Raw genomic sequence first — 11,012 nt, forward strand, 5'->3', positions numbered from 1 at the left:
ATAATGAAGCGACAGGAGTTTCAACAAGGGGGAAAGACGATGACGGAAACCTTTTTCAAATCAGTCTGCCAAACCCGAGGCAATTTATCCCTGAGGCCTGAAGGAACACTGCGCGCGATCGCCCGGGAGGCCGGCTCATGTTAGTCTGCGCTCGGTGCGGCGCCTCGTTCCCTGACGAGACGAACCTCTGGCGGTGCACCTGCGGCGGCCCGTTTGACTACCGGTTCGAGCAGGCTCTCTCCTTTGACCCGGAGCAGCTGAGCCGAAGACATGACGGGTTCTGGAAATACGGCCGGGCGTTAGGACTCCGGCACCCCGAGAAGGCCGCTCGGCTCGGAGAAGGACAAACGCCGCTGCTGCCCCTCGAGTGGGACGGGCGGACCGTCTTTTGGAAGCTGGACTTTCTCCTGCCCACCGGCTCGTACAAAGACCGGGGAACCGCCGTCATGGCGGCGTCGTTGGCGGAAACCGGCCGGCGCGAGATCGTCGAGGACTCGTCGGGGAACGCCGGCTCGTCCTTGGCGGCCTACTGTGCCGCCTCCGGCATCACCTGCCACGTGTTCGTCCCTGCAAGCACGTCTGAGGGCAAATGCCTTCAAATCGGCTCGTACGGCGCTCATATTCACCGGGTTCCGGGCTCTCGGGAGGACACGACCGCCGCAGCAGTCGCGATGGGTGAGACCCACTTCTACAGCAGCCACAACTGGAACCCGTGGTTTGCCCTCGGGGTCAGGACTTGGGCTCTGGAAGCGTGGGAGCAGATGGATTTCCGCGCCCCAGACGCTGTCGTCGTGCCGGCCGGTCAGGGAAGTCTTGTAATCGGCGCGTTTCGGGCCTTTCAGGAGCTTGCCGCCTGCGGGGCTATCAGCCGAATGCCCCGAATCTACGCCGTCCAAGCGGCGGAATGTGCCCCACTGGCTGAGGCGTTCGACCGAGGGGAGGACGAGCCGGCGGCGATTGAAAAAGGGCACACGTTCGCCGAGGGCATCGCGTCCGCTGAACCCGTCCGGGGCTTCCAAGTCATTCAGGCAGTCCGGGAAACCGGCGGGCGTTTTGTCCGGGTCAATAACGGCCAAATCGCCGCGGGATTCAAGTCGCTGGCCCGGCGGGGGCTTTTCGTCGAGCCGACCAGCGCCGTCGTCGCCCCGGCGCTGAGCGAGCTCATCAAAGAAGGGCAAATTCTGCCCAACGAAATTACTTTGACCCTTCTGTCCGGCACAGGACTGAAAGCGGTCGATCACTTGGCGGAACTCGAGCAGATCGAGCGAAAATACCTGTAATCGCCTTCCTCAGTTTTACCGTGCACTAAAATTGACCAAAATAGACGGCTATGCTATTCTGAAATTGTTCTAGGGGAGTCCCGGCAAGGCCTGTCGGGACACTAAAGGAGGAGAGCCAGTTGCGGAAAGTATATATGGACAACGCGGCGACGACTGCCGTTCGCCGCGAGGTTTTAGACGTCATGCTGCCGTTTTTCAGCGAGGAGTACTTCAACCCCTCGTCGCTTTACGACTTTTCGGACAAGGCCCGCGAAGGCGTTAAAAAAGCGCGTCAGCAGGTAGCCTCGGTCATCGGCGCCCAGCCTGACGAGGTATTCTTCACCGGCGGCGGCTCGGAAGGCGACAACTGGGCCATCAAGGGCACGGCGTGGTCGAAGGGAGCCAGCCGGCCGAAGCTGGTCACAAGCCCGATAGAACATCACGCCGTGCTGCACACGATGGATTTTCTTCGCCGGAACGGTTTTGAAATCGTGACGGTCCCCGTGGACGGCGAGGGCGTTGTGACGCCAGAAGCGCTGGAAAAGGCCGTAGACGACAAGACCTGTTTGGTGTCAATCATGTTCGCCAACAACGAGATCGGGACCATCGAACCGATCGCCCAGCTGGCGAAAGTCGCTCACGCCAAGGGCGCGCTGTTCCACACCGATGCCGTTCAGGCGATGACCCAGACTCCGATTAACGTGAAGGAGCTCGACGTGGATATGCTGTCCGCCGCCGGGCACAAGTTCCAAGGGCCCAAGGGCGTCGGCTTCATTTACATCCGCAAGGGGCTCAAGATCGAAAACCTGATCCACGGCGGCGGACAGGAGAAGTCGCGCCGCGGCGGCACCGAGAACGTCCCGGGCATCGTGGGCATGGGGATGGCTATTGAACTGGCCGCCAAAGAGATGACCAAGAAGAACGCTACGCTGTCGGCCATGCGCGACCGGCTGATCGACGGCCTGTTGGCCGCAGTGCCGCACAGCCGGGTCAACGGTTCCCGCAAGAACCGGCTGCCTAACAACTGCAATCTGAGCTTCGTCGGCATCGAGGGTGAGACGATGCTGTTCGACTTGGACGACGCGGGAATCGCCGTTTCAACCGGCAGCGCCTGCGCGTCCGCGTCGCTTGACCCGTCCCACGTGCTGATGGCCATCGGGCTGAAGCACGAATGGGCGCACGGCTCGGTGCGGCTCACGCTGGGCGCTCACACGACCGACGAGGATATTGATTACGTGCTCGATGTGCTGCCGAAGATCGTCGCCAGACGCCGGGAGATGTCGCCGTTATGGCACGAGTTTCTTGCCGCTGAGGGAGGCAAATAATCATGATGTACAGCGAAGTTGTAATGGACCACTTCCGCAACCCGCGCAACGTGGGGGAGATAGAAAACCCTGACGGGGTCGGCGAGGTCGGCAACGCCAAGTGCGGGGATATTATGCGAATCACCCTGAGAATTAAAGACGACGTGATCGAGGACATCAAGTTCATGACATTCGGTTGCGCCTCGGCAATCGCCAGCTCCAGCATGGCCACGACGCTCATCAAGGGCAAGACCATTCAGGAGGCCCTGAAAATCACCAACAAGGCGGTAGCAGAGGCGCTCGAAGGCCTGCCGGCCGTCAAGATGCACTGCTCCGTCTTGGCCGAGGAGGCCATCACCGCGGCGATCAACGACTACCTGACCCGCCAAGGCCGGCCAACCATGAAGAGTCTGGCTGGTACGCACGAGCACGATCACGAGAACTAAAAACTCACAGGAAGCCCGTTGGAGTTCATAAGAACTCCAACGGGCTTTTTTGACGCCTGACAGATCTTTGGGGTAAAATAAAAAAATCTTGGAATATTACGTTTGTAACAGCGCCCTAAAGAACAGCTCTATCTTTCCCGGGCGTCAGGAGGAACTCCTTGATGATGGAAATTCAAAACTGCACTGCAAGCTCCTTCAAGGCCAAAACGTCATCTCTTTGGCCGCAGAAATTGGACGAAGCTGCATTTTGGCTGCTGGCGCTGGGAGCCGGCCTTTCGGCGTTTCGGCCTGTGGCCCACTACGCGCCGTGGGGAATCGCCCTTCTGCTGGTCCTCGTTCAGCGCGTTCTCTGGAGGGTGCCGTTAACGCCCCGATTTTCTCCAGGCGGACGGCGGCTTTTTCTTTTTGTCTGTCTTCTGACTGTCTGGTGCGCCATTGGCCCGGCCCTCGGCACGCCCGAGACGCCGGTTGGCGAGTGGGTTCATGGTTGGTCATTTTTTCTTGACTTTCTCGTCGGCACCTGGCTGTCAGCCCGACTGTGCGGCTCCCTAGACCGGCAGCAAAAGCTCCGATGGGTTCTTTTCGCCGGGTTCCTCGTCATCTCAGCCGTCTACTGCACTAGGCCGCTATTTTTTAGAGACGGCTACATGAATAACGGCGACGACCTCGGGTACTGGGGCCTTCTCATCTCGCTGGTGGTCTACGACCGGGGGCTTGATGTCCTCGGCTGGAAACTGGCCGGTTTCTGGAAAAGAGCGGGACAGGTGCTGTTTTCAGCGGCCTGCTGTATTGTCGGCACCGGCGTAACGTTTCTCTCTTTCTCTTTGGGCGCGTGGGGAATCGCCGCCATCCAAGCGGGGATCCTTCTTTTGCTTTCCCGACTTCCGTGGAAGAAAGTCCTCGATGCCTTTATCGCTCTGTCCTTAGTAGCTGCCCTGTGGACCGTCATACTGCAAATGCCACGCTTTCATGACATTGCAGAGATGTCCCATCTGGAGGTAGTCCAAGCAACCGCTTTAAAAGACAATAACGCGAGAAACTTTACCAGCGGACGGTCAACCATTTGGCGGGTCACGTCCGAGCTCGTCCGCCAGAAGCCATGGACCGGCCGAGCGAATAATTTTGCGAGTGAGTACTCCCGCTTAGCCAACGAAATGACAAAACAGTTTCATTTTCTCCCGAAAGATCTCACCGCGACCTATTCTCATAACCTGTATCTCGACCTGCTCTACCGGGGCGGCGTTCCCGCCCTCCTCATCTTCGCTTTTTTCATCGGCGGCTCCATCTGGCTGGCTTGGTCCATTCTAAAAAAATCGCCCGGAAACCGGTGGGCCATTATGATTTTTGCCTTCACAACGAGCCAGCTCGCGTTCAGCTTGGTGAATTCATTTTTCCAGTTTCGGCGCGATATGGGCTGCGTCACCTGGGTCATCTTCGGCGTGCTGACCGTCTTACGCAGCGGCGAGGCAGAGCCGGAGCAGCCTCCGGCGATTGGCGAAAAAGAACTTAGTGAATAAAAAACTCCCAGAGGAATTTTTGGTCTGCTCCCCGTCAATAGGACAGTGAAAAATCAAAAAGTCCCGTACCGCCAGTCGAGTAATCGGCTGGCGGTTCTTTTACGCCGCAGTATAGAAGCTTGCATGGTATTCGGCAGGTGTCATCAGATTCAGTTTCCGTTGGAACCGCTCTGTGTTGTAATACCTGATGTATGACTCTATGGTCTTCACCAGATCCATCTTTGAGGTGAAGCGTTTCCTGTAGTACATTTCTCGCTTCAGGATCCCCCAGAAGCCTTCCATAGGCCCATTGTCAATGCAATGGGCTACTCTGGACATGCTCTGCTTCATTCGGTTTCTCTTTAGTCTCCCCGAGAACTGTTTGCTCGTGTACTGGAAGCCTCGGTCACTGTGAAACAATGGATGTGCCTCGGGCTCACGCTCTACAGCTTCATCAAACGTGCTCATAACCAGCGGATTGTCATTATGCTCGCCGATTTTATATGCCACGATCCTGCGATCATAGAGATCTAGTATGGCACTCAGATATACTTTGTGAGCGTTCCCCCCGACGTAATACTTGAACTCAGTGACATCCGTCAGCCATTTCTCGTTCGGTGCGTCTGCGTGAAAGTCACGGTTGAGATAGTTTTTGGCGATATGTGCAGGGTCTTGGCTGCTTCTGGTGCAGCTCTTTGGCCTCCACTTGATCGTGGATTGAATACGCTCTCCGCGACAGATCCTGAGTACCCGCTTATCGTTCACTGCGATGCCGTGATTCCTTTCCAGTTCGTCCCTGATTCGCCGGTAACCCATATCCGGATGGTTCTCATGAATGGCCTTGATCTTCTCGGAGAGCTCGGTATTGTACTTCTCACTGAAGCTGACAGGACCTTTAAGCCAGCGATAATACGCGCTGCGCGAAAGCCGCTGGCACTGACAGAGCTTTTGCAGGGGGTAGTGCTTGGCTTCAGTCAGTTCTTTGATCGCTTGGTATTTGTAGGGATGTCGAGTCAGAGAGAGCGATCTTTCATCTCTAACTCTCTGATTTTTTTTAACAGGTCGTTCTCCATCTGAAGGTCGCGGTTCTTGCGTTCCAGTTCTGCAATCCTGTCACGCTGCTTTTCCTCTGGTGTCCGGGCTGGCAGGGTTCCAATCCGCCGTCCACGACGGTCTTCAAGGCCGGCGGGGCCCATGCTCTCATAACGGAGCACCCAGTTGCGCACCTGCTGATAGGAACAGTTATATTTCAGCGCCGTCGCTCCATAATTATTATCCTTAGCAAGGCAGTACCGTACGATTTCAAGGCGTTCTTCCTGGGTTGTCTGTCTGGCTTTTCTCATGGAGCTGCCTCCTCCGCTTGTGCGCGATTGGATCCATCCATGAGTAGTATATGCCTGTATCCAGCTTTGAAGTTGAGCTTTTGACCGTAAGCCATAGCGATACGCCGTCTCCGAGAAGGATCCTTCTCCGCTCAGATAGGCATGAACGGCAGCCAATTTCAGCTCCTGTGAATAATGTCTGTTTCTCGATTGAGCGAGCAATCCTCCGGGACCTTCATTTTGGTAAATCCGGACCCAACTCCTAAACGATGCGCGGCCCCTAAGCCCCGCTTGCCTTGTCGCTTCTGTGCAGCTGATTTCGTCTCGGAGATAGCTTTCAACTAGAGATATTTTCAAAGCTGAGTCTATCTTGCTTTTTCTGGGCATAGAAATACCCCCCAAGTAGGTTTTATATTTCCCTGTCCTACTTGGGGGGAGCATATCATTTCCTCTGGGAGTTTTTTATCTGTCGTTCAGTTCGCCCATGAATATCTTCCACGCGGACACGAAAAGGGCCGCCACCAACGGGCCGGCGATCATGCCTCCCAAGCCGAACGAAGCCAACCCGCCGAGCGTCGACAAGAGCACCAGATAATCGGGCATCTGGAGGCTCCGTCCGACCATCGCCGGACGAAGGACGTTGTCGACGCCGACCATCGCTGCAATTTCGACTCCGGCGAGGAAAAAACACCCTGTCCAGTTGCCCGACGAGGCCATGTAAATCGACAGGGGAAGCCAGACGACCGCCGTGCCGACGAGCGGGACGAGAGACAAGACGCCCATCGCCACGCCCCACAGGAGCAAGCCGTTCATTCCCAAAAATCCCAGAGTGACGGCGCCGATGACCCCGTGAAGGAACGCCATCAGCACGTTGCCCTTCACCGTCGAGCGGATCACGCCAACGAACGTCTCAAACAGCCGACGCTCCCGTTTGTCGCCGAGCGGCAGGGCCTTGATGAGGATCTCGGCCAGCGAGCCTCCGTCCCGAATGAGAAAGAACGCCATGTACAGGGCCAAGCAGGAGTCGGCAAACAACCCCAGTGCGCCCTGCCCCAACGAGACGGCGTTTTGGGTCACAAACCGGCCGGCCGCGAGGACAGCGCTCGTCATCCCCTCGGACAGCGACGAGCCGCCGAGCCCCAGCCGGGTCAGGGCTGCCTGCACAACCGGAAACGATTGGCGCACCCGCAGGCTGTACTGCGACAGGTCAATCGCCCCGGACTGAACGTCCCGGTAAATGGACGTGGCCTGAGCGAAGAACGAGGCGGCGAACAGGCACAGCGGCCCGATAACCGCCACAGCCACGACGGCGAGCGTCACTGCCGCCGACGGACTGCTCCTCCAGCCGGTCGCCTTCTGAAACCGCCGGTACAGCGGCGCGCAAAGCACGGCGAGGGCGCAGGCCCAAAAGAGCGTGCCCCAGAAGGGCCTCAGCAGCCAGACGAACGCCGCCGTCACCAAGCCCAACGCGATAAGAAAGCTGCGCCGCTCGGTTCGGCCGTCCGGTACAAGCGGCTGGTCATCCATCGTTTTGCCTCCCCTCACCCTGTGGTTTGTATTATCTTAACACGGCCGCCTCGGTCGTATAATGGCAAAGGACCGCCGATTCAGCCCAATGAGGCGAAACGGTGCGGAACTTTCGACACGAAGACTGGACGTGATCCCTGTGGCTTTCCCGTTTAACTCTCAGCGGTACTCTTTCCCGTCCCGACGGCGGCTCGTTTTCGGCAAAAATGGGATGGTGGCCGCGTCGAACCCTCTGGCGGCCGGAGCCGGAATTGAAGTTCTCAAGGCCGGCGGCAACGCAGTAGACGCCGCCTTGGCGGCCGCCGCCGTTCTGACGGTCGTCGAGCCCACCAGCAACGGCTTGGGCGGCGACGCGTTCGCCCTCGTCCACACGGGAGGGAAGCTCTACGGCCTCAACTCCAGCGGCCCCTGTCCAGCTGGCCTGACGGCTCAGACGCTACGCGACGAGGGCCACTCGTCAGTCCCGGCCCGAGGGCTCGCCCCGATCACCGTCCCTGGCGTCCCAGCCGCTTGGGGCGCGCTCTCAAAAAAATTCGGCCGGCTGCCGCTGGCCGACGTCCTGCGTCCGGCGGTTCGGTACGCCCGCGGCGGGTTCCCCCTGCAGCCAAAAGTGGCCCAACTGTGGAAGGCGGCGCAGGAGCTTTTCTCGGCCCTCGCTAGGGAAAATGGCCTCTTCGCCCCGTGGCTTCAAACGTTCGGACTCGCCGAAGCCGAGCCCGGCGAGCTCGTGACGCTGAAGGACCACGCCGAGACCCTAGAAGAGATCGGCCGCACGGGCGGCGAGAGTTTTTACCGCGGCGAACTGGCCCGGCAGATCGGCTCGTTCGTCCGGTCGTCCGGCGGGTGGCTGAGCGCCGAGGATTTGGCGGCGTTCTCTCCCGAATGGGTCGAGCCCCTGTCGGTCCCCTACCGGAACTATCAGGTCTTCGAGCTGCCGCCAAACGGCCATGGGTTGACCGTTCTTCTGGCGCTCAACATCCTGCGGGGCTTTGAGCCGACACGGGATAGGGAGCTCTTTCTCCACCAAACCGTCGAAGCCATGAAGCTGGCTTTCGCCGACGCAAAGGCCTACATCGCCGATCCCCGACAGGCCGACGTCCCCTTGGCCGATCTGCTGAGCGAGGGCTACGCCGAGAGACGCCGCGCCCTCATCCGGAACCGAGCCGAGCTGCCATGTCCCGGTTCGCCGAGGTGCGGCGGCACGGTGTACCTCGCGTCAGCTGACGGGGACGGCAACATGGTCAGCTACATTCAGAGTAACTACATGGGGTTCGGCAGCGGCGTGGTCGTCCCCGGCACCGGCATCGCTCTGCACAACCGGGGGGCCAATTTCTCCCTTGATCCAGCCAGCCCGAACTGTCTCGCGCCGGGCAAGCGGCCGTATCACACCATTATCCCGGGATTCCTCTGCCGGGACGGCCAGCCCTTCGGGCCGTTCGGCGTCATGGGCGCGTTCATGCAGCCGCAGGGCCACGTCCAAGTGGTCAGCTCGCTGGCCGACGACGGTCTGAACCCTCAGGAAGCCCTTGATCGGCCTCGGTGGCAGTGGACCGGCGGCCTGTCGCTCGAGCTGGAGCAGACCTTCCCCAACGACTTAGCCCTGTCCCTGAAAGACCGAGGCCATCAGGTAACCGTTTCAGCCGACGATACCAGCTTCGGCCGCGGTCAAGTGATTCTCCGGGATGGCTCGGGCGTCCTCTGCGGCGCGACCGAACCCCGGACCGACGGAGCTGTTGCCGTATGGTAGCCCCTCAAGAGAAGAAAACGCCGCTCCTTCGCCGCTTAACCTATCTCGTTCTCGTCGCCGTCCTGTCAGTCGGCGCGTACACGGCAAGCGACGTCCTGGCCCGTCGGGCTTGGACCGACCAAGGAACGTGGATCGTCAGGCTTTTGAAGACCGAACTTCTGCCGAAGGAAAGTTCGGCGCAGGACGACCCGAATTGGGAGAGCCAGTCCATTTTAGCCAGCGTGTTGTACCGGTCCGGCGACCGGCAGGGTGCCAGGGAGACGGTGAAAATTGAGCGGCTGGTCAACAGCGCGCTGGAGCTGAAACCCGGCTGCGACTACGTGATGGTCATCGACACTCTGCCGGACGGTTCAACCGTGGCGTCGCTGGCCGACCGGTTCCGCCTGCCGGCGGTCGTCGCGTTTCTGACCGCCGTGGCCGGGCTGCTGGTCGTCTCGGCGGGACGGGCAGGCGCCCGGGCGCTGATCGGGCTGGCGCTTTCCATGTGGTATTTAGCCTCGGTGTTTCTGCCGTCGGCCGCCGCTGGCTCGTCTCCGCTGGCCGGCGCGTTGGGCGCCGTCGCCGTCGTGTCCATTTTGACCATCGGCGTCGTCGTCAGGCGCAAGCGCTACTGGCCGGTCGCCTTAGGCGGCGCGCTGGGCGGCGCCGTGGCCGCGTGGTTCCTCGGCTTTGCGGCCCTCAAGCTGTGGCAGATCACCGGACTGGGCTCCGACGGCGCGCTCGTCCTCTCTTCGACCGTCGAGGGGATCAACATGGGACACGTGTTCCTCGCGTCGGTCATCATCGGCGCGGCCGGCGCCGTTCACGACGTGGCGATCTCCGTGTCCGCAGCCATGGCCGAACTGGAGGACTACGACCCGGACATCGCGCCGAAACGACTTTGGCAGTCAGGGCTGAACGTGGGGCGGGAAATTCTCGGCACCATGGTCAACACGCTGGTTCTGGCGTATTTCGGCAGCAGCCTGTGCCTTCTGATCCTCATGGCCCAAGCCCAACCGGACATCCACCAGCTGCTCAACGACGGGCAGGTCGCCCAAGAAATTGCGCAAAGTCTGGCGGGTACCGTCGGACTGCTGCTCACAGTTCCTATCACCGCCGCAGCGGGAGCCCTCGCCGCGTGGTGGCGGAAAAAGCGCTGACTCAAAAAAGCAGTGCGGCCGAAGAAAACTTCGGCCGCACTGCTTTTTATTTTTCGTCTACTCGTACAGCTCGTTCAGGCACGCTCGAGCCAAACTTTCAAGGCTCGAAACTCCTCTCTCGTCCGGCAGCCCCGCCGCTGCCCACGCCAGAGGCAGCTCGGTGCAGGCGCAGATCACGGGCAGCTCCCGTCGCCGCCACAGCAGGCCGCAGGCGGATTTCATCCGTTCCCCCGCTTCTTCCATCCGCCCGCCCTTGACGAGCCGAATGATCCGGTCAAACTCCGGGCGCTCGTCGGGCTCCGGCTCAAAGAACTGGGCCCCCTGTCGTTCCCCTTCCTTCTCGTAGATACCCGACGCGAGCGTCGCGCCGGTCGCGACGAGCCAGCAGGCCGGCGAGACCTCTAAAGCCCGGCTCACCGTGGCTTCCACAATGTGAATCAGCGGTTTGGGCAGCTCTTCCCTGAACCGGTCGATAAAGCAGTGGGCGGTGTTGCACGGCACCGCGAGGATATCCGCCCCCCAACGGCACAGGGTCTCGAGCCCGGCTTTCAGAGGACCTTCCGGGCTCGGGCCGCCGCGCAGCAGCGCGTCCGACCGATCGGGCGTTTTCGGGTTGGAGTACAGGTAAACGACCGGGTGTTCCTGGTCGCATGACGCCGGCGCCAACTCGGCCAGCAGCCGCATGAACTCGGCGGAAGCGGCAGGTCCAAGCCCGCCGTACACGCCTAATATCTTTTTCGGTCCCACAGGACGCCCCTCCTCTTCGATTGTT

At 60.1% G+C, this 11,012-nt stretch carries 10 protein-coding genes and 1 pseudogene; 6 read left to right on the plus strand and 5 right to left on the minus strand.

Translation table 11 applies throughout. The features are described 5' to 3' along the window. Nucleotides 1-137: 137 nt before the first annotated feature. The 4 genes from JONANDRAFT_RS07355 (at nucleotide 138) to JONANDRAFT_RS07370 (ending at nucleotide 4,526) form a co-directional block, all read left to right on the plus strand. Nucleotides 138-1,280, plus strand: a complete 1,143-nt coding sequence (locus tag JONANDRAFT_RS07355; protein WP_008519648.1) for a threonine synthase — start codon at nucleotides 138-140, stop codon at nucleotides 1,278-1,280. A gap of 119 nt (nucleotides 1,281-1,399) precedes the next feature. Beyond that, entirely contained in the window at nucleotides 1,400-2,584 is a 1,185-nt protein-coding gene (gene nifS / locus JONANDRAFT_RS07360; protein ID WP_008523407.1) for a cysteine desulfurase NifS, read from the plus strand. 2 nt (nucleotides 2,585-2,586) lie between these two features. Beyond that, nucleotides 2,587-3,009, plus strand: a complete 423-nt coding sequence (nifU, locus tag JONANDRAFT_RS07365) for a Fe-S cluster assembly scaffold protein NifU (RefSeq protein ID WP_008523408.1) — start codon at nucleotides 2,587-2,589, stop codon at nucleotides 3,007-3,009. A 161-nt stretch (nucleotides 3,010-3,170) separates the two neighbouring features. Beyond that, nucleotides 3,171-4,526: an O-antigen ligase family protein gene (locus JONANDRAFT_RS07370; protein ID WP_008523409.1), complete on the plus strand. Its 1,356-nt coding sequence runs from the start codon at nucleotides 3,171-3,173 to the stop codon at nucleotides 4,524-4,526. 99 nt (nucleotides 4,527-4,625) lie between these two features. Here JONANDRAFT_RS07370 and JONANDRAFT_RS08420 read toward each other — a convergent pair whose 3' ends face one another. From JONANDRAFT_RS08420 to JONANDRAFT_RS07385, 4 genes and pseudogenes are all read right to left on the minus strand, one after another. Beyond that, on the minus strand, nucleotides 4,626-5,522 hold the full coding sequence (locus JONANDRAFT_RS08420) for an IS3 family transposase (protein ID WP_324602922.1): 897 nt from the start codon (nucleotides 5,520-5,522) through the stop codon (nucleotides 4,626-4,628). Beyond that, a complete protein-coding gene (locus tag JONANDRAFT_RS08425; protein ID WP_233417398.1) occupies nucleotides 5,519-5,848 on the minus strand; it encodes a helix-turn-helix domain-containing protein in 330 nt (109 codons plus the stop codon). Before JONANDRAFT_RS08425 ends, JONANDRAFT_RS08420 begins: the two co-directional genes overlap by 4 nt. Before the next feature lie 237 nt (nucleotides 5,849-6,085). Next, nucleotides 6,086-6,268 (minus strand): annotated as a pseudogene (locus JONANDRAFT_RS08535) (IS3 family transposase); the annotation flags it as partial. A 21-nt stretch (nucleotides 6,269-6,289) separates the two neighbouring features. Further along, nucleotides 6,290-7,354, minus strand: coding sequence for an AI-2E family transporter (locus JONANDRAFT_RS07385; protein ID WP_008519659.1), 1,065 nt, complete (start codon nucleotides 7,352-7,354; stop codon nucleotides 6,290-6,292). 211 nt (nucleotides 7,355-7,565) lie between these two features. Between JONANDRAFT_RS07385 and JONANDRAFT_RS07390 the strand changes: the two genes are divergently transcribed. Both JONANDRAFT_RS07390 and JONANDRAFT_RS07395 read left to right on the plus strand, forming a co-directional pair. After that, a complete protein-coding gene (locus JONANDRAFT_RS07390; protein ID WP_008519663.1) occupies nucleotides 7,566-9,101 on the plus strand; it encodes a gamma-glutamyltransferase family protein in 1,536 nt (511 codons plus the stop codon). Next, on the plus strand, nucleotides 9,095-10,240 hold the full coding sequence (locus JONANDRAFT_RS07395) for a YibE/F family protein (protein ID WP_008519665.1): 1,146 nt from the start codon (nucleotides 9,095-9,097) through the stop codon (nucleotides 10,238-10,240). The genes JONANDRAFT_RS07390 and JONANDRAFT_RS07395 overlap by 7 nt, the downstream gene beginning before the upstream one ends. A 57-nt stretch (nucleotides 10,241-10,297) precedes the next feature. Here JONANDRAFT_RS07395 and JONANDRAFT_RS07400 read toward each other — a convergent pair whose 3' ends face one another. Further along, a complete protein-coding gene (locus JONANDRAFT_RS07400; protein WP_008523412.1) occupies nucleotides 10,298-10,987 on the minus strand; it encodes an aspartate/glutamate racemase family protein in 690 nt (229 codons plus the stop codon). Nucleotides 10,988-11,012 lie beyond the last annotated feature (25 nt).

It is taken from the genome of Jonquetella anthropi DSM 22815 (assembly GCF_000237805.1).
GTDB classification, from domain to species: domain Bacteria; phylum Synergistota; class Synergistia; order Synergistales; family Dethiosulfovibrionaceae; genus Jonquetella; species Jonquetella anthropi.

What these genes read in the sequence shown, in the direction of transcription:
- nifU (WP_008523408.1), top strand. Translation starts at nt 2,587, where the DNA reads ATGATGTACAGCGAAGTTGTAATGGACCACTTCCGCAACCCGCGCAAC.
- JONANDRAFT_RS08425 (WP_233417398.1), bottom strand. Translation starts at nt 5,848, where the DNA reads ATGAGAAAAGCCAGACAGACAACCCAGGAAGAACGCCTTGAAATCGTA.
- JONANDRAFT_RS07395 (WP_008519665.1), top strand. Translation starts at nt 9,095, where the DNA reads ATGGTAGCCCCTCAAGAGAAGAAAACGCCGCTCCTTCGCCGCTTAACC.
- JONANDRAFT_RS07355 (WP_008519648.1), top strand. Translation starts at nt 138, where the DNA reads ATGTTAGTCTGCGCTCGGTGCGGCGCCTCGTTCCCTGACGAGACGAAC.
- JONANDRAFT_RS07390 (WP_008519663.1), top strand. Translation starts at nt 7,566, where the DNA reads ATGGTGGCCGCGTCGAACCCTCTGGCGGCCGGAGCCGGAATTGAAGTT.
- JONANDRAFT_RS07385 (WP_008519659.1), bottom strand. Translation starts at nt 7,354, where the DNA reads ATGGATGACCAGCCGCTTGTACCGGACGGCCGAACCGAGCGGCGCAGC.
- JONANDRAFT_RS07370 (WP_008523409.1), top strand. Translation starts at nt 3,171, where the DNA reads ATGATGGAAATTCAAAACTGCACTGCAAGCTCCTTCAAGGCCAAAACG.